20 protein-coding genes and 1 pseudogene are annotated in these 20,374 nt (G+C 68.2%); 14 read left to right on the plus strand and 7 right to left on the minus strand.

Translation table 11 applies throughout. The features are described 5' to 3' along the window. The first annotated feature begins 55 nt into the window (after window positions 1–55). The 13 genes from ABIB49_RS13855 (at window position 56) to ABIB49_RS13915 (ending at window position 13,876) form a co-directional block, all read left to right on the plus strand. Complete coding sequence (locus ABIB49_RS13855) at window positions 56–1,804, plus strand: nitrite/sulfite reductase (protein WP_354157178.1); 1,749 nt, start codon at window positions 56–58, stop codon at window positions 1,802–1,804. After that, the gene (locus ABIB49_RS13860; protein ID WP_282358571.1) at window positions 1,801–2,514 is read left to right on the plus strand and encodes a phosphoadenylyl-sulfate reductase; all 714 of its coding nucleotides are present in this window, start codon (window positions 1,801–1,803) and stop codon (window positions 2,512–2,514) included. Before ABIB49_RS13855 ends, ABIB49_RS13860 begins: the two co-directional genes overlap by 4 nt. Next, window positions 2,511–3,593, plus strand: coding sequence for a sulfate adenylyltransferase subunit CysD (gene cysD / locus ABIB49_RS13865; RefSeq protein ID WP_282358570.1), 1,083 nt, complete (start codon window positions 2,511–2,513; stop codon window positions 3,591–3,593). Before ABIB49_RS13860 ends, cysD begins: the two co-directional genes overlap by 4 nt. Further along, window positions 3,593–5,029 (plus strand): sulfate adenylyltransferase subunit 1, encoded by a 1,437-nt coding sequence (locus ABIB49_RS13870; protein ID WP_282358568.1) that lies wholly within the window; start codon window positions 3,593–3,595, stop codon window positions 5,027–5,029. The genes cysD and ABIB49_RS13870 overlap by 1 nt, the downstream gene beginning before the upstream one ends. A gap of 106 nt (window positions 5,030–5,135) precedes the next feature. Beyond that, window positions 5,136–5,897: a PIG-L deacetylase family protein gene (locus tag ABIB49_RS13875; RefSeq protein ID WP_354157179.1), complete on the plus strand. Its 762-nt coding sequence runs from the start codon at window positions 5,136–5,138 to the stop codon at window positions 5,895–5,897. Between the two features lie 132 nt (window positions 5,898–6,029). Next, window positions 6,030–7,262, plus strand: a complete 1,233-nt coding sequence (locus tag ABIB49_RS13880) for an ABC transporter substrate-binding protein (RefSeq protein WP_282358565.1) — start codon at window positions 6,030–6,032, stop codon at window positions 7,260–7,262. Window positions 7,263–7,271: 9 nt separating this feature from the next. After that, window positions 7,272–7,997 (plus strand): ABC transporter ATP-binding protein, encoded by a 726-nt coding sequence (locus ABIB49_RS13885; RefSeq protein ID WP_226775697.1) that lies wholly within the window; start codon window positions 7,272–7,274, stop codon window positions 7,995–7,997. Further along, window positions 7,987–8,922 (plus strand): ABC transporter permease, encoded by a 936-nt coding sequence (locus ABIB49_RS13890; protein ID WP_354157180.1) that lies wholly within the window; start codon window positions 7,987–7,989, stop codon window positions 8,920–8,922. The genes ABIB49_RS13885 and ABIB49_RS13890 overlap by 11 nt, the downstream gene beginning before the upstream one ends. 82 nt (window positions 8,923–9,004) lie before the next feature. Then, entirely contained in the window at window positions 9,005–9,484 is a 480-nt protein-coding gene (locus tag ABIB49_RS13895) for an SRPBCC family protein (RefSeq protein WP_226775695.1), read from the plus strand. Between the two features lie 42 nt (window positions 9,485–9,526). Next, on the plus strand, window positions 9,527–9,823 hold the full coding sequence (locus ABIB49_RS13900; protein ID WP_226775694.1) for a putative quinol monooxygenase: 297 nt from the start codon (window positions 9,527–9,529) through the stop codon (window positions 9,821–9,823). A 132-nt stretch (window positions 9,824–9,955) separates the two neighbouring features. Next, window positions 9,956–11,212, plus strand: a complete 1,257-nt coding sequence (gene cobA / locus ABIB49_RS13905; RefSeq protein WP_282358561.1) for a uroporphyrinogen-III C-methyltransferase — start codon at window positions 9,956–9,958, stop codon at window positions 11,210–11,212. 110 nt (window positions 11,213–11,322) lie between these two features. After that, on the plus strand, window positions 11,323–12,789 hold the full coding sequence (locus ABIB49_RS13910; RefSeq protein WP_226775692.1) for an FAD-dependent oxidoreductase: 1,467 nt from the start codon (window positions 11,323–11,325) through the stop codon (window positions 12,787–12,789). A gap of 97 nt (window positions 12,790–12,886) precedes the next feature. Next, window positions 12,887–13,876 (plus strand): DNA topoisomerase IB, encoded by a 990-nt coding sequence (locus tag ABIB49_RS13915; protein ID WP_226775691.1) that lies wholly within the window; start codon window positions 12,887–12,889, stop codon window positions 13,874–13,876. Window positions 13,877–13,944: 68 nt separating this feature from the next. On the opposite strand, the pseudogene ABIB49_RS13920 reads toward ABIB49_RS13915, so the two are convergent. Then, a pseudogene (locus tag ABIB49_RS13920) lies at window positions 13,945–14,664 on the minus strand (DUF1206 domain-containing protein); the annotation flags it as partial. Between the two features lie 288 nt (window positions 14,665–14,952). Here ABIB49_RS13920 and ABIB49_RS13925 point away from each other — a divergent pair. After that, complete coding sequence (locus tag ABIB49_RS13925) at window positions 14,953–15,489, plus strand: hypothetical protein (protein WP_226775690.1); 537 nt, start codon at window positions 14,953–14,955, stop codon at window positions 15,487–15,489. A gap of 76 nt (window positions 15,490–15,565) precedes the next feature. Here the strand turns inward: ABIB49_RS13925 and ABIB49_RS13930 are convergent, their stop codons facing one another. Genes ABIB49_RS13930 through ABIB49_RS13955 form a run of 6 tightly spaced genes read right to left on the minus strand, consistent with a single transcriptional unit; the run spans window position 15,566 to window position 20,350 of the window. Then, on the minus strand, window positions 15,566–16,246 hold the full coding sequence (locus ABIB49_RS13930; RefSeq protein ID WP_226775689.1) for a FadR/GntR family transcriptional regulator: 681 nt from the start codon (window positions 16,244–16,246) through the stop codon (window positions 15,566–15,568). Then, entirely contained in the window at window positions 16,243–17,547 is a 1,305-nt protein-coding gene (locus ABIB49_RS13935) for an MFS transporter (RefSeq protein ID WP_226775688.1), read from the minus strand. The genes ABIB49_RS13930 and ABIB49_RS13935 overlap by 4 nt, the downstream gene beginning before the upstream one ends. Continuing rightward, window positions 17,540–18,349, minus strand: coding sequence for a 4'-phosphopantetheinyl transferase family protein (locus ABIB49_RS13940; protein WP_226775687.1), 810 nt, complete (start codon window positions 18,347–18,349; stop codon window positions 17,540–17,542). The genes ABIB49_RS13935 and ABIB49_RS13940 overlap by 8 nt, the downstream gene beginning before the upstream one ends. Next, window positions 18,346–19,146: an ABC transporter permease gene (locus tag ABIB49_RS13945; RefSeq protein WP_226775686.1), complete on the minus strand. Its 801-nt coding sequence runs from the start codon at window positions 19,144–19,146 to the stop codon at window positions 18,346–18,348. The genes ABIB49_RS13940 and ABIB49_RS13945 overlap by 4 nt, the downstream gene beginning before the upstream one ends. Then, complete coding sequence (locus ABIB49_RS13950; RefSeq protein ID WP_282358556.1) at window positions 19,143–20,141, minus strand: ATP-binding cassette domain-containing protein; 999 nt, start codon at window positions 20,139–20,141, stop codon at window positions 19,143–19,145. The genes ABIB49_RS13945 and ABIB49_RS13950 overlap by 4 nt, the downstream gene beginning before the upstream one ends. Further along, window positions 20,138–20,350: an MbtH family protein gene (locus tag ABIB49_RS13955; protein ID WP_226759692.1), complete on the minus strand. Its 213-nt coding sequence runs from the start codon at window positions 20,348–20,350 to the stop codon at window positions 20,138–20,140. Before ABIB49_RS13955 ends, ABIB49_RS13950 begins: the two co-directional genes overlap by 4 nt. Between the last annotated feature and the right edge of the window lie 24 nt (window positions 20,351–20,374).

Raw genomic sequence — 20,374 nt, forward strand, 5'->3', positions numbered from 1 at the left:
ACCCCGCGTTTCTGAGCCTTTGTGACGTCATTACGGGCCGCCCTACAGTCGATCCATGACTGATACAGCTCTAGCCGGAGCGTCCCCGGACCAGGCTGACCCTAGCCGCACCAAGCGCCCCACCTCCCGCCCCGCCGCAAAGCCGCACGGGCAGTGGAAAGTCGACGGCACCGCGCCGCTGAACGCCAACGAAACCTGGAAGCAGGAAGACAGCGGCCTGAACGTCCGCGAGCGCATCGAGTCCGTCTACGCCAAACACGGCTTCGATTCGATCGACGGCACCGACCTGCACGGACGCTTCCGCTGGTGGGGCCTCTACACCCAGCGCAAGCCCGGGATCGACGGCGGCAAGACCGCCACCCTTGAGCCGCACGAGCTCGAAGACAAGTACTTTATGCTGCGCGTGCGGATCGACGGCGGCGCGCTGAGCACCGGACAGCTCCGTGTCATCGGCCAGATCTCCGTCGACTTTGCGCGCGGCTCGGCCGACCTCACCGACCGGCAGAACATCCAGCTGCACTGGATCCGGGTCGAGGACGTCCCGGAGATCTGGCGCCGGCTCGAATCGGTGGGCCTGTCCACCACCGAAGCCTGCGGCGACGTTCCCCGCGTTATCCTCGGCTCCCCGGTCGCCGGCATCGCCAAGGACGAGATCATCGACCCGACGCCGCTGATCCACGAGCTCGCCGAGCGCTTCATCGGCGACCCGGAACTTGCCAACCTGCCGCGCAAATTCAAGACCGCCATCACCGGCCACCCCAGCCAGGACGTGGTCCACGAAATCAACGACGTCGCACTTGTGGGCCTGGTCCACCCCGACCTTGGCGCCGGCTACGACCTTTGGGTGGGCGGAGCGCTCTCCACCAACCCCATGCTGGGCAAGCGGCTGGGCGCGTTCGTCCGCCCGGACCAGGCGGCCGACGTCTGGCTCGGCGTCACCAGCATCTTCCGCGACTACGGCTACCGGCGGATGCGCACCAAGGCGCGGCTGAAGTTCCTGCTGGCCGACTGGGGGCCGGTGAAGTTCCGCCAGGTCCTCGAGGAGGAATACCTCGGCTACCAACTCGACGACGGCCCCGCCGCGCCCAAGCCGTCCAGCCCGGGGGACCACATCGGCGTGCACGAACAGAAGGACGGCAGGTTCTTCATCGGCGCCACCCCGCTGGCCGGCCGGCTCTCCGGAAGCCAGCTGGTCACGCTCGCTGACACCCTGGAAGCCCGCGGCTCGCGGCGGCTGCGCACCACACCGCACCAGAAGCTCGTGGTCCTCGACGTGGCCAAGGACCAGGTGGAACCGCTCGTCGCGGAACTGGACGCCTTGGGCCTCTCCGCCAGGCCCTCCGTGTTCCGCCGCGGCACCATCGCCTGCACCGGCATCGAATACTGCAAGCTCGCCATCGTCGAAACCAAGGTAACCGCGGCCACCGCCGTCGCCGAGCTGGAACGCCGCCTCGCCGACCTCGTTGAGTCCCGGCAGCTCCCGCAGGCACTGTCGCTGCACATCAACGGCTGCCCCAACTCCTGCGCCCGGATCCAGACGGCCGACATCGGCCTTAAGGGCATGATGCTTCCCACACCCGACGGCGACCCCACCCCGGGTTTCCAGGTCCATCTTGGCGGCGGGCTGGCTTCCCTCGACCGCGAGGAAGCGGGCCTGGGACGCACCGTCCGCGGCCTCAAGGTCACCGCCGGGGACCTGCCCTATTACGTGGAGCGTGTGGTCCGGAAGTTCGTGGCCGACCACTCCGAGGGCCAGACGTTCGCCGAGTGGGCTTTCGCCGCCGAGGAGGGTGATCTGCAGTGAGCCCCCAACCGCTGCGCAGCCACGAGGAGCTTAGGATCCTCGCCGAGTCCGGTGCCGCCGAGCTCGGCTGGGACGCCGCGGCGCGGGAGGTTATTGCCTGGGCGGCGCGGCACTTCGAGCTGCCCGCCGTCGCCGTCGCCTGCTCCATGGCCGACGCCGTCCTCCCCGCGCTCGTCTCAGACCAGCTTCCCGGCGTCGACGTCCTCTTCCTGGAGACCGGGTACCACTTCCCGGAAACCTACGCGACGCGCAACGAGGTGGCAGCGAACCTGCGCGTTAACGTCGTCGACGTGCTGCCGGAGAACACCGTGGAGCAGCAGGACCGGCTCCTGGGCAAGGACCTCTTCGCCCGCGACCCCGCCCAGTGCTGTGCGCTGCGCAAAGTCGCGCCGCTGCGCCGTACCCTCGCCGGTTACGAACTCTGGTTCACCGGCGTCCGCCGCGACGAAGCCCCCACCCGCACCAACACCCCGCTGGTCAGCTGGGACGAAACCAACGGCCTGGTCAAGGTCAACCCGGTCGCCGCCTGGAGCTTCGACCAATTGGTCCAGTTTTCCGACGACAGTCTCCTGCCCGTCAACCCCTTGCTGTCGCAGGGCTACCCGTCCATTGGCTGCCAGCCCTGCACCCGCAAAGTGGCGCCGGGTGATGACCCCCGCGCCGGACGCTGGGCAGGAACCGACAAGACAGAATGCGGACTACACGTATGAGCAATGTTGAGACTTTCGTGGCCGGCTACGCCTCCACAGCAGATGCCGCCCCCGCCCCTGCGCGGGACGGCGATGCTGCAAGCAGCATCGCGTCCCGCTCCGACAGGCCCGATGCCACTCCCGGGGCGGCATCTGCTGCTCCGGCTCTGCCGCCGGGTGACCTGAGTTCTGCAGCTCTGCTGTCGGCCCGCCTGTCGTCTTTGGACACCCTCGAGTCCGAGGCCATCCACATCATCCGCGAGGTTGTTGCCGAGTTTGAGAAGCCGGCACTGCTGTTCTCCGGCGGCAAGGATTCCGTGGTGATGCTGCACCTGGCCACCAAAGCGTTCTGGCCCGGGAAAGTGCCGTTCCCGGTGCTGCACGTGGACACCGGGCACAACTTCCCCGAGGTTATCGAGTTCCGCGACCGGACCGTGCAGCGGCTGGGCCTCAAGCTTGTCGTCGGCTCCGTCCAGGAGTTCATCGATTCCGGCGAGCTGGCCGAGCGTGCCGACGGCACCCGCAATCCGCTGCAGACTGTGCCGTTGCTGGCCGCGATCCAGCGCAACAAATTCGACGCCGTCTTCGGCGGCGGCCGCCGGGACGAGGACAAGGCCCGGGCCAAGGAACGAATCCTGAGCCTGCGCGACGAGTTCGGCCAGTGGGATCCGCGCAACCAACGGCCCGAGCTGTGGAACCTGTACAACGGCCGGCACACCGTGGGCCAGCACGTCCGGGCCTTTCCGATCAGCAACTGGACGGAGCTGGACATCTGGCGCTACATCGAGCGGGAAGACATTGAGCTGCCGGGCCTGTATTACGCCCACCGCCGCGAAGTTTTTGCCCGCGACGGCATGTGGCGTGCGGTCGGCGAGGTCTCCGGGCCCCGCGATGACGAAGAGGTCATCACCAAGACCGTGCGCTACCGGACCGTCGGCGATATGTCCTGCACCGGCGCCGTCGAATCGGCTGCCGCCACCGTGCGCGACGTTGTCATCGAAGTTGCCGCTTCCACCATCACCGAACGTGGCGCCACCCGGGCCGATGACCGCATTTCCGAGGCCGCCATGGAAGACCGCAAGAAGGATGGCTATTTCTAATGAGCACGGAAACTCTTATCCCGGGCCTGGACCTGGCATCCGCGGCGCTGCCCGCCACGCTGTTCCGCTTCGCCACTGCCGGCTCGGTCGATGACGGCAAATCCACCCTGGTGGGCCGGCTGCTGCATGACTCGAAGGCGATCCTCGCCGATCAGCTCGACGCCGTTGCCCGCACCTCCGCGGACCGCGGGTTCGGCGGGGCAGGCGCCACCGGCACACAGGCCATTGACCTGGCCCTGCTGACCGACGGCCTGCGCGCCGAGCGGGAGCAGGGCATCACCATCGACGTCGCCTACCGGTACTTCGCCACGGACCGCCGCAGCTTTATCCTCGCGGACTGCCCCGGCCACGTGCAGTACACCAAAAACACGGTGACCGGCGCGTCCACTGCGGACGCCGTTGTTGTGCTTATCGATGCCCGCAAGGGTGTCCTGGAGCAGACCCGCCGGCATATGTCCGTGCTGCAGCTGCTCCGGGTGGCGCACGTGATCGTCGCCGTGAACAAAATCGACCTGGTGGACTTCAGCGAGGCCGTGTTCCGCGAACTCGAAGCGGACGTGCAGCGGGTGGGCCGGGAGCTGGGGCTCGGTTCCGATGGCATCGCTGACCTCATCGTCATCCCGGTCTCCGCGCTCGACGGGGACAACGTTGTGGACCGCTCCGAGCGCACGCCTTGGTACTTCGGCCCGGCGCTGCTGGAAGTCCTGGAGACCCTGCCCGCCGCCGACGAAATCGAAAGCCACCTGGAAAGCTTCCGTTTCCCGGTCCAACTGGTCATCCGGCCGCAGGGCGCACTCGCTCCCGACGCCGTCGCCGGTGGTCTTGATCCCGCTGCGTACCGGGATTACCGTGCCTACGCCGGGCAGATCACCGAAGGCTCGGTGAAGCTGGGGGACCGGGTCAGCGTCCTGACTCCGGGGCAGGCAACGCGCACCACCACCGTGGCTGGCATTGACTTCGCCGGGCAGGTACTGAGGGAGGCTGTGGCCCCGCAGTCCGTCGCGCTGCGGCTCGCCGACGAGTTCGACGTCGCCCGCGGCGACACGATTGCGGCGGCGGGGCCTGGCGGTGGCAAAATACCGCAAGCTTCGGCTGACCTCTATGCCGCGCTGTGCTGGCTGTCGCCGAAGCCGCTCCGCGAGGGAGCCAAGGTGCTGGTCAAACACGGCACCCGCACCGTCCAGGCACTGGTGCGCAACGTGACCGGAAAACTGGACCTCGCCGATTTCCAGCTGGAGCCCACCACCACCCTTGACCTCAACGACATCGGCCACGTCCAGCTGCGGCTCTCCGCTCCGCTGCCGTTGGAGAACTACGGGAACCACCGCCGCACCGGCGCGTTCCTGGTAATCGATCCGCAGGACGGCAACACCCTCGCCGCCGGCCTCGTCAAGGACCACCCCGGCGACCACGAGGACGAACGCTACTCGATCTGAGGGCTGCTCCGCCGACTGCCTGCCCGGTCGCCGGAAACCTGCGGGGTCGCCGCAAACTTCCGGCGACCCCGCAGGTTTCCGGCGAATTCGCCGCTGACCAGCTGTTATGGCGCACCCCGATGACGACGCGTATGGACTGGCCGGCACCGTGGCCTTGTATGCCCGGAATCCGGAGTTCCGGTTCATCCTGATTCACGCCACCGACGGCGGCGCCGGGGAGATCGCGCCCGGCGTCGAGGTTCCAGCCGGGGGATTGGGCGAATTCCGGCGCCGGGAGGACGACGCCGGGTGGCAGGCCCACGGCCGGCCCCCGGACCGGCATGACTGGCTTGGCTACCCGGACGGCGGGGTGGCGGCTGTGCCGTTGGCGGAGCTCGCGGGAAGGGTCGCGCGGATCTTGCGGGAGGAGCGGCCGCGGGTGGTGTGTACCTTTGGCCCGGATGGCATCACTGGACACCCCGATCACATTGCCACCGGGCGGGCCGCCGACACCGCCTTTCACCAGGTCCGCAGCGAAGGTGGCGCCGGGATGGAACGGCTGCTCCACGGCGCGATGCGCGAATCTACGTTCCTGCGCTGGAACATGGCACGCCTCAAGCACGGCCTGGAGCCGTGGGACCGGGAGCGCGTTTACCACTTGCGCCCGGTGCCGGACGAGACCATCGGCGTGGAAGTCGATACGCGCGCCGTGGCAGGCAACGTCCTTGCCGGCCTGCGGGAGCACCGGACCCAGCGGCACGTCATCATGGCTGACACGCTCACCCGTGAACAGCAGTTGCGGGTCCTGGGCCGGGAGTCGTACGTGCTCGCCTGGCCACCCCGCCAGTCCGGCGCGCCGCTGCTGGCCGACATCTTCGCGGCACTCTGACGGTCCCACCGGTCCGGCCGTCTTCTCCGGCCGCAGCGGGAGCCTCGCTCACATGTGACGCCGCATGAACCCGCATGACCCCGGGTTTCCGGACCGTTGAACCCTGTCCCGGGCGGTCCCTATGGTGAACCAATGACACCTACGGATCGGATCTCCTACGCCACCGGGAAGAGTCCCGGAACCACCCGGATCGTCGCCGGTGAAGCTGCTATGCCCAGGCGCAAGCGCACGCTGGAGATCAGCCTGGCTGCCGGCCTCGTGCTGCTGATCGGGGCAGGTGCTGCCGTGGCTTCGACGGCGTCCCGCAACACTGAAGCCGCCCCCGCAGCGGCGGTTTCCGACACCCCCGCCGCAGAACTGCGGCTCGGTTACTTCGGCAACATCACCCACGCCCCGGCCCTCGTAGGCGTCAACAAGGGCTTCATTGCCAAAAACCTCGGCGGGACCAAGCTCAGCACCCAGGTGTTCAACGCCGGCCCGGCCGCGATCGAGGCCCTCAACGCCGGCGCCCTTGACGCCACCTACATCGGCCCCAACCCGGCCATCAACTCCTACGTCAAGAGCAAAGGCGAATCGATCAGCATCATCGCCGGTGCCGCATCCGGTGGAGCCCAGCTGGTGGTCAAACCCGAAATCACCTCGGCTGCGGACCTGGCCGGCAAGAAGCTCGCGACGCCGCAGCTCGGCGGCACTCAGGACGTGGCCCTGCGCGCCTGGCTGGGCACGCAGGGCTACCGGACGAACACCGACGGCAGCGGCGACGTCGCGATCAACCCCACCGAGAACGCGCAGACGTTCAAGCTGTTCCAGGACGGCAAGCTCGACGGCGCGTGGCTGCCGGAGCCCTGGGCTTCCCGCCTGGTGCTCCAAGCCGGCGCGAAAGTCCTCGTTGACGAAAAGGAACTCTGGGACGGGGCACTGTCAGGGAAGCCCGGCGAGTTCCCCACCACCGTCCTGATCGTCAACAAGAAGTTTGCCGCCGAGCACCCCGGCACCGTCACGGCCCTGCTGAAGGGCCACGTCGAATCCGTGGACTGGCTCAACGCCGCCCCCGCCGCGGAGAAGGCCGCGGTCCTCAACGCCGCGCTCAAGGACTCCGCCGGCGCCGCCCTGCCCGCCGATGTGATTGACCGGTCGCTCACGAACATCGTCTTCACTGTCGACCCGCTCGCCGGAACCTACAAAAAGCTGCTCCAGGACGGGGTTGCGGCCGGAACCACCACCCAGGCCGACATCAGCGGCATCTTCGAGCTCACTGCCCTGAACAGGGTCCTGGGCGGTGATGCCACGGGGACGAAGATCTCCGCACCCGGATTGGGCAGGGACCAGCCGGTTCCCGGCACCGGCTCCGCCCCAACAAGATAGGACCTGACCATGCCAGTCGTACTCGAACACCTGGGCAAGCGCTTCGGCGACAGCGCCCCGGTGCTGGATGACGTCAACGCCAGCATCGGGCAGGGCGAATTCGTCGCCCTGCTCGGTGCCTCCGGCTGCGGCAAGTCCACCCTGCTGAACATTATGGCGGGACTGGAGGCCCCGACGTCGGGCGCCCTGGAGGTGCCGAGCGACGGCGCCGCGTTGATGTTTCAGGACGCGGCACTGTTCCCCTGGCTCACGGCCCGGGAAAACATCGAGCTGGCACTGAAGCTGCGCGGCGTCGGGAAAGCCGCGCGCCGGATCAAAGCCGACGACCTCCTGGACCTGGTGCACCTGGCCGGCTCGGGGGACAAACGCCCGCACGAGCTCTCCGGCGGCATGCGGCAGCGGGTGGCCCTGGCCCGCTCGCTCGCCCAGGACCGGCAGCTGCTCCTGATGGACGAACCTTTTGCAGCCCTGGACGCGATCACCCGCGACCTGCTGCACGATGAGCTGGAGCGGATATGGAAGGAAACCGGCCGCACCATCATTTTTGTCACCCACAACGTCCGCGAAGCCGTCCGGCTGGGCCAGCGCGTGCTGCTGCTCTCCTCCCGGCCCGGCCGCGTGGTGCGGGAGTGGCAAGTCAGCGAAGAGCAGCGCACCGACGCCGGGCTCGCCGGCCAGCTCACCGGCGAAATCACCGCCCGGCTCCGCGAGGAGATCCGCCGCCATGCCAAGTAAACAATCGTCCCTGGCTGAGCCGGGGGACACCCGCTACGTCACCGCGGCCCTGACGCGCTCCTCCACCGGCCCGGCCGAACTTCGGGAGCTTGAGGCTGGCCTGGACTCATTGCAGTCCGATGCCGTGCGCCGGGCGGGCGTCGACTGGAGCCGGATCCTGCTTCCGCTGGCCGCGATTGTGGCCTTGATCCTTGTCTGGCAGCTGTACGTGTTGATGGGCTTTAAGCGGCAGGACCTGGTGCCCGGCCCGCTGGACGTGATGGCCCAGTTCGGCCGGCTCTGGGCAGAGGGCAAGCTGCAGGAAGCGCTCTGGACCTCGCTGCAGCGCGGGCTCATAGGATTCCTGATCAGCGTGGCCATCGCGACCCCGGTCGGTCTGCTGCTGGCCCAGGTCGCCCCGCTGCGGCGCGCGTTCGGCCCCTTGATCTCCGGGCTGCAGGTGCTGCCGTCGGTGGCCTGGGTGCCCGCCGCCATCATCTGGTTCGGCCTCACCGACGCCACCGTCTTCTTTGTGGTGTTTATGGGCGCGATCCCCTCGATCATCAACGGGCTGATTTCGGGTGTGGACCAGATTCCGCCGCTGTACCGCAGTGTCGGAAAAGTGCTGGGCGCGTCCCGGGTCCAACTGGCCCTGCAGATCATCCTCCCGGCAGCACTGCCCGGGTACCTGGGCGGTCTCAAGCAAGGCTGGGCCTTCTCCTGGCGCTCGCTGATGGCCGCGGAGATCATCGCCGTCGGAGGCAGCATCGGCTTTGGCCTTGGCTCACTCCTGGACCAGGGCCGTGTGTTGTCGGAGATGACCATGGTGATGTCCGCGATCCTGCTGATCCTCGCCATCGGCATCCTGATCGAACTGCTGGTGTTCGGCCCGATCGAAAAACGGCTGCTCCGCCGCCGCGGACTCCTCACGGGCAGTACCCGCTAGGCCGGCACCCCGCGTTGCTGTTGTCTGGTGGGTGCGCCGGCGGCTGCTCCGCCGTCGGGCTGGCATCTGGCAGACTGACGGCATGACCGTGAGTTTCGTCTGCCGCACCGAATCCGTCCTGCCCAAGGAACAGTTGTTCGACCGGGCGCGCAGCATCGACGTGCACGTGGACACGATGGCTTCTTCGGGTGAGCGGGCCGTTGCCGGGGTCACCGAGGGGCTCATCGGCGCGGGCGATGAAGTGACCTGGCGGGCACGGCACTTCGGCGTTCCCCTGACCATGACCAGCCGCGTGACAAGCTTCGACTACCCGACGTGGTTCGTGGATGAGCAAGTAAAGGGGCCCTTCAAGGCGTTCCGCCACGTCCACGAATTCGCGTCAAACGATGCTGGGGCCGTTATGACGGATCGGATTGAATTCTCGGCACCCTTTGGACCGCTGGGCTGGCTTGTCGAGCGGCTTATCCTGCGCCGCTATCTGCAACGCCTTATTGCGGCTCGCGGGATCCTCCTCGCGACGCCTTGTCCGGACCCCGGGACCGGCCTACACTCGCGGCTATAGGCCGGTATGCGGCCCATCCAGCCCAATTCCAAGGAGACAGCCGTGGCGCCAAAATACGGAGTGCTGGCACTGGTCGAAGCCAAGCCGGGGAAGGAACGCGACGTCTGGGACTTCCTCAACGGGGGCCGCGAGATAGTTCTGGCCGAGCCCGGCACGCGGACCTGGTATGCCTTCCGGGTCAACGAGAACAGCTTCGGCATTTTCGACACGTTCGACACCGAGGAGGACCGGCAGGCCCACCTCAACGGAGCCATCCCCGCGGCCCTTGGCGAACACGGGCCCGAGCTGCTGGCCAAGGACCCCGACATCAAACTGATCGAGCTCATCGCAGTGAAATAGATCCATGGCTGCCCTGACGGCTACTGGATGACCCGGACCGCAGCGAAGCCCCAGGTTACGCCTCGTTACCCTGGATGAACTGGTGTTTCCGCACCGTTGTTCCACCCTGGAACGCCGCCCTATCGTCGATGCATGGCAATTCAGGACATTTACCCCACGGCGCTGCGCCTCCTCGGCCGCCCCGTGCTGGTGGTCGGCGGTGGCCCGGTCGCCGCGCGCCGCGCCAAGGGACTGCTCGACGCCGGTGCCCGGGTCACTGCCGTTGCCCCCGTGGCCTGCCCGGCCCTGACAGAGCTGTCCGACGCCGGGCTCCTCGACTGGGCTCCGCGGGCGTACCGCAGCACCGACGTCGACGCCGTCTGGTTCGTCCAGACCGCCACCGGGGATGCCACCGTTGACGCGCAGGTAGCGGCCGACGCCGAGGCGCAGCACATCTGGTGCGTCAACGCCTCCAACCACGAAGCCTCGGCCGCGTGGACGCCCGCCGTCGCGGTGGTGGACGACGTGAAGATCGCTGTGAACGCAGGGGGAGACCCGCGCCGCGCCATGGCACTGCGTGACGCCGTCGCCACCGCCCTCGAAACCGGGGACCTGCCGCTGCGCCGCCGGCGGGAAACTCCGGGCTCCGTGGCCCTCGTGGGCGGCGGCCCCGGCGACTCCGGACTTATCACCGTCCGCGGCCGGCGGCTGCTGGGCCAGGCCGACGTTGTTGTCGCGGACCGGCTGGGCCCGCGCGAACTCCTGGCCGAACTGGCCCCCGACGTTCGGGTGATCGAGGTCGGCAAGTCCCCCGGCCACCACCCTGTCCCGCAGTCCAACATCAACCGGATCCTGGTGGATGAAGCCCTGGCCGGGCACCGGGTGGTCCGGCTCAAAGGCGGCGATCCCTACGTCCTGGGCCGCGGCGGCGAGGAGGCACAGTTCTGCCGGCAGCACGGCGTCGAGGTTGAGGTGGTTTCCGGCGTCACCTCGGCCATCTCGGTTCCGGCCGCCGCCGGCATCCCGGTCACGCACCGCGGGCTGGCCAAGGGCTTCAGTGTGGTGACCGGCCACGAGGAACTCGCCGAAGTCCCGGCCCGTGCCGACCACACAGTGATCCTGCTCATGGGCGTGGGCCAGTTGCGCGAGTCAGCGGCTTCCCTGGCACGCGGCGGTTTGCCTCCGGGGACACCTGTTGGCATCGTAGAGAATGGATACCTGCCCAACCAGCGGGTGACCATCGGAACGCTCGGGACCATCGCGGACCAGGCGGAGGCCGCAGGCGTTGCGAACCCCGCCGTGATCGTGATCGGTGACGTGGTCCGCGTCAGCCCGTTTGCGCCGTCGCACTTTAAGACCGCGGACTACAGCACCACCGCCCCGAACGCCCCCCGCGTCCTGACCAAGTAGCCCCGACCCGTAGCCTCACCCAACTGACTCGCAGTTGAGGTCGTTATGAGCCCGCAAAACGACCTCAACTGCGAGTCAGTTGGGCCGTGACAGAAAAAAGGAACACAGCCGTGTCAACGAACAGCCCTGCAGGAACTGCCGCTCGCCCGCTGCGCATCGCCATTGTCGGCTCCGGACCCGCCGGTGTGTACGCCGCGGACATCCTCACCAAGAGCGAGGCGGTCAAGAGCGGTGGGCTTACGGTGAGCATCGACCTCTTCGACCGCTACCCGGCACCCTATGGGCTGATCCGCTACGGCGTGGCACCGGACCACCCGCGCATCAAGGGCATCGTCAACGCCCTGCACAAGGTCTTGGACCGCGGCGACATCCGCTTTTTCGGCAACGTGGACTACGGCACTGACCTGTCCCTGGCGGACCTGCAGAGGCATTACGACGCCGTCATCTTCGCCACCGGCGCCATCAAGGACGCGGACCTGAACATTCCGGGGATCGAGCTGGAGGGCTCCTACGGCGGCGCCGACTTCGTCTCCTGGTACGACGGCCACCCGGACGTCCCCCGGGAGTGGCCGCTCCAAGCCAGTGAAGTTGCCGTGATCGGCAACGGCAACGTGGCCCTGGACGTGGCCCGGATGCTCTCCAAGCACGCCGACGACCTCCTCAGCTCCGAAATCCCGGACAATGTCTACGCCGGGCTGAAAGCCTCCCCGGTCACCGACGTCCATGTCTTCGGCCGCCGCGGGCCAGCCCAGGTGAAGTTCACCCCGCTGGAGCTGCGCGAACTCTCCCACTCCAGGGACGTCGACATCATCCTCTACGCCGAGGACTTCGAGTTCGACGCCGAATCAGACCGCCAGATCCAAAGCAACAACCAGACCAAGACCATGGTGGGAACGCTCACCAACTGGATCGCCGGGCAGCCGGAGGACCTGAGCGAACTCACATCCTCCCGCCGCCTGCACCTGCACTTCCTGCACAGCCCGGTGGAAGTGTATGACGACGCGGACGCCCCGGGCCGTGTCGCCGGGATCAGATTCGAGCGCACCGCGCTGGACGGTACCGGCAACGCCCGCGGCACCGGTGAGATCATCGACTACCCGGTCCAGGCCGTCTACCGCGCCATCGGCTACTTCGGTTCGGCCCTGAACGAGGTCGGCTTCGACCACGGCAAGGGGGTTGTGCCGAACGACGGCGGCAGGGTCCTGGATGCGTCCGGCGCCCGGGTGCCGGGCATCTACGCCACGGGCTGGATCAAGCGCGGCCCGGTCGGGTTGATCGGGCACACCAAGGGCGACGCCCTCGAAACCGTCACGCATCTGCTGGCGGACCTCGAAAAGCTGCCGCCGGCCGCAGCACCCGCGCCGGACGCCGTCGTCGAACTGCTGCAGAACCGGGGCGTGCAATACACCGGCTGGGAAGGCTGGCTGGCGCTCGACGAGCACGAGCGGTCCCTGGGCGAAAAGGCGACCGCCGACGGCGGCTCGCACGGCGTCGAGGTCGCCCGCGAACGCATCAAGGTGGTCCCGCGTGCGGCCATGGTCCGGATTTCCCGCGACGGGGTGGCCGCGGAAGTCTGACCGCCAGCTGGCCCCGGATTGTCCTGGAGGGGAATTTTCGACGTGTAGTCAGTAGGCTTACCGTCATGGATGAGCAACTCACGCCAGCGGCCCGCCGATGAGGCTCCGTCGCAGCAACGCGTCCGGGCGCGGCTACCGGCGTCTCGCGTCCGGGACCGGCTTCAGCTACAAGGACCTGGACGGCTCCACCCTGGCTGCCGGGCAGGTGCGCGATCGGCTGGCAAGCATCGGCATCCCGCCCGCCTGGACGGACGTGTGGATAGCCCCGTACGACAACGGGCACATCCAGGCCACCGGGCTGGACGCGGTCGGCCGGCGCCAGTACATCTATCACCCAAGCTGGCGGGAGAAAAAAGACCGGCTGAAGTTTGACCGGGCGCTGCAGCTCGCGGAAACCCTACCGGCCGCTCGCCGGCTCGTTACCTTGGACCTGCGCTCCGAGGGCCTCGCCCGGGAGCGGGTGCTGGCGGCCGCCTTCAGGATGCTGGACAGCGGCTCGCTGCGGGTTGGCTCGGAGCGGTATACCAACGAGAACGGCAGCCACGGCCTCGCCACGCTGCTCTGCGCCCACGTCCGCGTGAGCAAGGACGAACTGCGGCTCAGTTTCCCCGCCAAGAGCGGCCAGGCCTGGGAATCGCGGATCAACGACGCCGACCTTGCCGCCGTCGTTCGCCAGCTCAAGCGCCGCGGCGGCAAGGCCCGCCTGCTGGCGTACCGGGACGGACGGAGCTGGCATCCCGTGTCAAGCGCCGAGATCAACCAGTACGTCAAGGAACGCACCGGCCAGGACTTCACCGCCAAAGACTTCAGGACCCTGCGCGGAACGGTGGCTGCCGCCGCCAGCCTGGCGCGGAGCGGTCCGCAGCCAAAGGTTTCAGCCCGGAAGCGCGCGGTGAGCCGGGCCATGGTGGATGCATCGGATGTCCTCGGTAACACTCCGTCGATCGCCCGGAAAAGCTACGTAGATCCCCGGCTGCTGGACCACTTTGCCGCGGGGGAGACGATCGACCCGAAGCGGCCGGACTCCGCCGAGTCCGAGGTCCGGGCCCTGTTGTACCGCGAGGGCGACGTCGTCGCGCTGCGCTGACGCCGTGCGCTGCGCTGACGCCGTGTACTGCGCTGACGCCGCTGGCGCCGTGCGCTGCGGCGCTGGCGCCGTGCGCTGCGCGCCCGGAGCAGCGCAAACACCCCGTAGGCGATGAACCCGGCACCGATGGCCAGCAAGAGTACCGGGCCGAACTGATGCTCCAGCAGGGCTTTGAGGCTGCCGTCCAGCCCGGTTGCGGAGGCCGGATCATTGGTGGCCGCGGCGATCACAAACAGCAGGCCCGTCAGGATCAGCGCCACTCCCTTGGCGATGTGTCCGGCAACGCCCAAGCCGCTGATCAGATGGCCCCTGCGCGTTCCCTCAAAATGGCCTAACTCCGCCTTGAACTTCTTCCCCGCGCCTTTGGCGATGAAGTACACCCCGATCCCGCTCACGGTCAGGCCCAGACCGATGAGCGCCGGCACACCGAATGGCCCGTGCACCAGTGCGACGCTCAAATCCCGGGTCGAATCGCCGGAATCGCCCCCGTTGCCCAGCGCGAAGCCGGCGAAGCTGAGTCCCACGCTGGCGTAGGCGATGCTGAGGAAGCCGGAGGAAACGAACTTGCCAACCCGGGCCCGGCGCGGGAGGTGCCGGGCCCGCAGCGTGGCCTCACTCAGCTGCCACAGGGCGAGTCCGGCGCACGCGACGAACCCCGCCCACATAACCGCCGGCCCCCAGGGGTTGGCCGCGAGCTGTTCAATCGCCCCGGTGGGCTCCGCCTGGCCGGGGGAACCCAGGGCCAGGGCCGCGGCAATCGCGCCGATAATAATGTGCAGCAGTGCCATCACGGCAAAACCGGAACGGGCGACGACGTCGAGGGCCGCACTGTTGGAGGCATCCTCTGCGGCATCTGCGGCATCTGACGCGTCGGCGGCGTACGCCACGGATTCGTCAGGGTCCTCGCCGGCAGGGGAGGGCCGGTCCCGGGGCCATGGTGATTCCATGCCGCAGAGTCTACTCAGACCCGGTCCCCGCGCCGAACTATCAACTTTTTGCTAAGTGTGCTTACCATAGTCGGGTCGTGGCCTTAAGGGGTGACGGCAGTCCCGGACCCAGACGATAGGAAGCTCACCATGGCAGGAAATCTTGTTGCCCGATCCATCCACGACCTGACGGCGGGGGCCTGGTTCGGCGGCTCGCTGATGGGTGCTATCGGGCTGAACGGAGCAACGGCGGAAGCCAAGGACCCGGCCGAACGCACCCGCCTCTCCAGCCTGGGCTGGAAGAAGTGGGCCCCCTTCCAGGCGGCCGCCTTCGGTGCGCACCTGCTCTCCGGGCTCGCCATCATGTGGGAGAACAAGGGCCGGATGGCCAAGCAGGACGGCGTAACCCGGCTGAGCGTCTACAAGTCCATCGTTACCCTGGCCGGTGCCGCCGTGACGCTGTATTCCGGTCTGCAGGGCGCGAAGGTGGACAAGCTAGCCGCCGAAGGCGCCGAAGGTGCCACCGAGCCCAAGCCCGGCGCCTCGGAGGAACTCCGCTCGGCCCAGCAGCAGTTGAAGATCCTGCAGTGGGCGATCCCCGTCTTCGCCGGCGTGGTGATCGTCCTCGGTGCCAAGCACGGTGAAATGCAGCGGCCCAAGAACGTTTTCCAGGGCCTCACGCGCTAGCGGCACACGCCGTCAGCGCACAGGCCGCGGCGCCGGAATCCCGTTTCGGCGCCGCGGCCTGTGCGCTGCAGTGCGGTTACTGCCGGATCCACTCCGCGCAGGAGTTCAGGTTCCGGTGCACACTCTCGACGGCGGAAGTTTCGTCGTGTGCGGCGATTGCGTCCACAAGTTCGTCATGCCCTTCGTGCGGGAGGCCGCTGAAGCCGCCGCGCTGCTGCTGGCGGAGCAGGCCGGCGTGGAAAACAGCGCCGAAGCTGGCGTACAGCTCGTACAGCAGCGGATTGCCCGATGCCTGCGCAACCAGCAGATGGAAATCCCAGTCCGCCCGGGCCCAGCCTGCGTAGTCGCCGGCCAGCCAGGACTCACGGCGCGCCGTCAGCAGTTCACGCATCGCCCCGACGTCGCTGCCAGCTGCATGGCGGGCCGCAAGCCGGGCCGCCTGGGTGTCCAGCCCCACCCGGACCTCGAGGATGTGAGCCTGCGAGTGGTCCAGGTACATGCGCTGGGCCGCGCCGGAGATCTCGCTGGTGGCGCGGACGTAGGTGCCGTCCCCGCGCCGGACATCGAGCATGCCGCCGTGGGCCAGGGCCTTGACGGCCTCCCGCAGGGTTCCCCGCGAGACTCCGAGCATGGCCATCAGTTCAGGTTCGGCCGGGATCCGCTGTTGCAGCGGCCATTCGCCGGAGTGGATCAGGCCGCGCAGCTTGGCGGTGACCTCCTCCACCAGCGGCGGCCGATGGGACGGTGTATGGCTCATGACCGTCCCTCGCCGGCATCAGGCCGGGCCGGTGTGCCGGCGGCCCGCAGTTCAGTGTCCTGAAGTTCCTTCCGCTGCGGAACCTTCGGCAGGGTGGTCAGCAGATGCCCGACGGCGATCTGGCCCAAGGCAACGGCCAGCAGCAGGATCAACGGGAGCGTCCAGGCGCCCGTGGCGCTGTGCAGCAAGCCCATGCCGAAGGGGCCGAGCGTCGCCAGCAGGTAGCCGGCCGACTGCGCAACCGTGGACAAAGCGGTGGTTTCGGCAGTGGTGCGGCCGCTGCGGCTGATCATCACCATCACCAGCGGGAAGATGCCGAGCCCAAAGCCAAGCAGTACCGCGGTGACGGGTGCCCAGCTCAGCGGCAGGACGAGCATAGCCAGGACACCCGCGGCCATCGTCACAGTGGCCAGGTAGAAAGCGGTCCGTTGCATCCGCGGGCGTGATCCGATCGCGACGAGCACCATGCCGGCCGGCACCGAGACGAGCTGCATCAGGCCGAACATCAGCCCGCCCTCGGATGCGGAGAGGCCCAGCGTGACCAGCATGTAGGGGAACCAACTCAGCACCGAATAGGCCAGCAGGGCCTGGACAGTGAAGCCAAGGGTAATGAGCCTGCCGGTACGGGTCCGCAACAGCGGCCAGGGGGACACCGGGGCGGCCTTGATACCGGGTGCGTTGCGGTGCGCGTGCAGGGCGATCGGCAGGAAACCCAGGCAGGCGCCCAGGGCCAGGAAACCGATCGCGCCGACCCCGGCGGAGGGCGAGCCGAGCTGGTGCGCCACGGGAACGATCAGCACGGCAACCGCAGTGGCGCCAGTGGTCATGGTCACCGTATAGAGCGCCGTCATCAGCGATGTCCGGTGCGCGAAGTGGACCCGGATGAAGGAGGGCATCGCCACGTTGCAGATCGCCAGTCCGGACATCCCGACGACGGTGCCTGCCAGCAGCATGCCGGTGGAAGGGATGCCCCGGACCAGCAGGCCGGCAGCGAGCAGCACGAGGGAGAGCAGGATGGCTTTCTCGAGTCCGAGCCGCCGGGTCAGCCAGGACGTGGCGGCGCCGGCAACGGCGAAACAGAGCGTGGGGATCGAGGGAATAATGGCGGCGGTCAGCGGCCCGTAGCCGAGGACCTCCTGCAAGTCATGCAGCAGGGCGGCGGCTCCGGTGATGCCGGCGCGCAGGTTCAGCCCGATCAGCACAATCGCGATGACTCCGGCGATCGCCACGCCGCGCGGTGAGCGCACGACGGCGGGAGGTGCTGTCTCGGGAAGGGCGGAAGACGCCGTGCTGCTAGCCATACCTAAAGGTTAGACGTTTGACGTTTGGACCTAGCTTTTTAGTGGCGAATATCTCGGCCAGCGGCACGGCCCGGACGGGCAGGTCCGCGGCGGAGGCAATGGCGGCGGAGTATCCGTCGGGAGCCGGCACCGGCCGGACCAGGAGGCCATCGACCGCTGGATTCGTGGGGCTCTGCGCACTCAGGTGCCCGCGGGGGCCGGCCGGGGCCAGCCGCAGGCCCGCGGGGTCCACGGCCAAGCCAAGGCCCGCCGCTTTCAGCGCGGCTTCCTTCGCCACCCATAGCCGGATGCGCCCGGCGTCGGTCAGCTCAGGGCCATCCGGACCGGGATGTTCCTCCGGCGCGACGGCGAACTCGTCGAAGCCGGCGAACACGCGGGCGGGCACCCTTTCGAGGTCCGCTCCGAGGCTGGCGCCGGCCGGACCGGCAGCAGCCATCACCGTTCCGTGGCTGCGCGACATGCTCAATTCGACGCCCTCGATCGAGGGTTTGCCGTGGGTGGTGCTGCCGCAGCCGGCGCACGTCCGCCGGACGGTCAGCCCGGCAGCGTCTTCGGGTTCGAGCCCCAGCCGCCACGCTGCGAGCAGCCGGAACAGGGCGTGGGACGCCGGGTAGTCCAGTCGGTCCTCGGCGCGGCTGAAACGGAGCGAGGCCTCGCGTTCCGGTGCCGAGAGGAACGCGCCCAGGCCGCCGAATAAGCCCGCGAACAGTCCCTGGCCGGCCTCTACCGCGGCATCCCTGACGGCGGGTGACGGGACCACGAGGTAGCCGATCTCGGCGGGCCCGTGCCCGGACGCGATCATCGCTTGCTGATCCGGCGGTACTGGGCGATCGCCAGCGGGGCAAAAACGGCGATGATCCCGATGCTGCAGAGCACGGAGTACAGGACCGCGTTCTCCGCTGGCCAGCCGGTCGGCGTGAGGAATCCAGCCGGTGCCGTGTTGCCGAAGAGCTCCCGGGCGGCAGTGGCGACGGCGGTGACAGGATTCCATTCGGCAATCACCCGCAGCGGGCCCGGAAGGGAGGTCACGGACACAAAGGCGCCGGACACAAAGGTGACCGGGAACAGCCAGACAAGCCCGAGGCTTTGGGCGACTTCAACGCTGCGGGCGGTCAGGGCAATGACTGCCCCGATCCAGGAGACGGCAAAGGCAAACAGCAGCAACAGGGCCAGGGCGGCCAGGGCGGATGCCGGCCCCGTGGAGATCCGCCAGCCGATGGCGAGACCGCAGAGCAGGGTGACGGCGACGGACAGTACGCTCGTGGACAGATCCGAGGAGGTGCGGCCCAGGATTACGGCCACGCGGGACATCGGCAGGGAGCGGAAGCGGTCGATCAGCCCGAGCTGGAGATCCTTGGCCAGGTAGACCGCGGTGAAGGAGGCGTTAAACGTCAGGGTCTGCGCCAGGATGCCGCCGATCAGGTAGCTGCGGTATTGGTCCCCGCCGAGGGTGCCGCCGAAGACGAAGCCCAGCAGCAGGACGAACATCACCGGCTGCACGATTCCGGTGACCAGCGCTCCGGGCGTGCGCACTACGTTGATGAGGTTGCGCCGGGCAATGACGGAGCTGTCGCGGGCGGCTGCGGCGATGGCGCTCATGCTGGCACCTCGACTTTCTCCGGCGTCTGCACGTCCGGCGTCCGGTCTTGCGTGGCCGGCGCCGCGGCGTGGCCGGTCAGCTGCAGGAAGACGTCGTCCAGGGTGGGGCGGCGCAGCGATGCTTCCTCTACCGGCAGGGCGCGGGCATCAAGTTCTGAAAGCACCCGGACCAGCAACCGGTGGCCTTCGGGAGCGGCGACGGAAATCCGCAGGTTTTGCGGGTCCAGCTCGGGCCGTGAGCCCGGGCCCGCTGCCTGCTCCAGCACCCCGGCCGCCGCGGCGAGGTCGGCGGCGTTGCGCATCACGACGTCGATCCGTTCGGATCCGGCGCTTTGTTTCAGTTCCGTCGCGGTCCCCTCCGCGATGACGCGGCCGTGGTTAATGACGGCGATGTGGTCTGCGAGCCGATCGGCCTCCTCGAGGTACTGGGTGGTGAGCAGCACGGTGGTGCCGTCCGCCACAAGACCGGACACAACGTCCCAGGTATCGAGGCGGCCCCGCGGGTCAAGTCCGGTGGTGGGCTCGTCCAGTACAACGACCTTGGGCCGGGCGACTATGGCTCCGGCGAGGTCCAGCCGGCGCCGCATGCCGCCGGAAAACGTCCCGGAGCGTTTGCCTGCGACGTCGGTGAGCCGGAAGCTCTCGAGGAGTTCGTGTGCCCTGGCCGTGGCGGTCCGTCGGTTCATCCCGTAGAGCCGGCCCACCATGTGCAGGTTTTCGAAGGCGGTTAGTTTCTCGTCCACGGCGGCATACTGGCCGGACAGGCCCAGGTTCCGCCGCACCAGCTCCGGATGGCTGAGCACCGAGTGGCCGGCGACCCGGGCGTCGCCGCTGTCAGGGGACAACAAGGTGGTGAGCACCTTGACGGTGGTGGTCTTGCCGGAACCGTTTGGTCCCAGCAGTCCCAGCACCGTTCCTTCGCCGGCCCGCAGCGTGAGCCCGTCAAGGGCCTTGAAGCTGCCGAAACTCTTGCTGACGTTCTCGACCCGGATCACTGCGCAGTAGCGAGTTCTGCGACCTTGCGCGGCGCCATATCCGTCCAGGTCCGGGATACGTAGTCGAGGCAGGCCTCCCGGCTGTCCGGGCCAAACATGGTGACCCAGCCCTGCGGCACTGCCGCGAAAGCCGGCCAGAGGGAGTGCTGCTGGTACTCGTTCACGAGTACGGAGAACGTTGCGGACTTGTCATCGAATGGATTCGTCACGTTGACCTTTCCTGTCAGTTCTGG

This window comes from Arthrobacter sp. UYCu512 (genome assembly GCF_040547075.1).
Classification (GTDB): Bacteria; Actinomycetota; Actinomycetes; order Actinomycetales; family Micrococcaceae; genus Arthrobacter.

Bases quoted from the DNA above. Each gene is read 5' to 3' on its own strand.
- ABIB49_RS13940 (WP_226775687.1), bottom strand. From the start codon at position 18,349: ATGATCGCGTCCGGGCACGGGCCCGCCGAGATCGGCTACCTCGTGGTC.
- ABIB49_RS13880 (WP_282358565.1), top strand. From the start codon at position 6,030: ATGACACCTACGGATCGGATCTCCTACGCCACCGGGAAGAGTCCCGGA.
- ABIB49_RS13935 (WP_226775688.1), bottom strand. From the start codon at position 17,547: ATGGCTAGCAGCACGGCGTCTTCCGCCCTTCCCGAGACAGCACCTCCC.
- cobA (WP_282358561.1), top strand. From the start codon at position 9,956: ATGGCAATTCAGGACATTTACCCCACGGCGCTGCGCCTCCTCGGCCGC.
- ABIB49_RS13930 (WP_226775689.1), bottom strand. From the start codon at position 16,246: ATGAGCCATACACCGTCCCATCGGCCGCCGCTGGTGGAGGAGGTCACC.
- ABIB49_RS13875 (WP_354157179.1), top strand. From the start codon at position 5,136: ATGGCGCACCCCGATGACGACGCGTATGGACTGGCCGGCACCGTGGCC.
- ABIB49_RS13945 (WP_226775686.1), bottom strand. From the start codon at position 19,146: ATGAGCGCCATCGCCGCAGCCGCCCGCGACAGCTCCGTCATTGCCCGG.
- ABIB49_RS13855 (WP_354157178.1), top strand. From the start codon at position 56: ATGACTGATACAGCTCTAGCCGGAGCGTCCCCGGACCAGGCTGACCCT.
- cysD (WP_282358570.1), top strand. From the start codon at position 2,511: ATGAGCAATGTTGAGACTTTCGTGGCCGGCTACGCCTCCACAGCAGAT.
- ABIB49_RS13925 (WP_226775690.1), top strand. From the start codon at position 14,953: ATGGCAGGAAATCTTGTTGCCCGATCCATCCACGACCTGACGGCGGGG.
- ABIB49_RS13915 (WP_226775691.1), top strand. From the start codon at position 12,887: ATGAGGCTCCGTCGCAGCAACGCGTCCGGGCGCGGCTACCGGCGTCTC.
- ABIB49_RS13895 (WP_226775695.1), top strand. From the start codon at position 9,005: ATGACCGTGAGTTTCGTCTGCCGCACCGAATCCGTCCTGCCCAAGGAA.
- ABIB49_RS13890 (WP_354157180.1), top strand. From the start codon at position 7,987: ATGCCAAGTAAACAATCGTCCCTGGCTGAGCCGGGGGACACCCGCTAC.
- ABIB49_RS13870 (WP_282358568.1), top strand. From the start codon at position 3,593: ATGAGCACGGAAACTCTTATCCCGGGCCTGGACCTGGCATCCGCGGCG.
- ABIB49_RS13885 (WP_226775697.1), top strand. From the start codon at position 7,272: ATGCCAGTCGTACTCGAACACCTGGGCAAGCGCTTCGGCGACAGCGCC.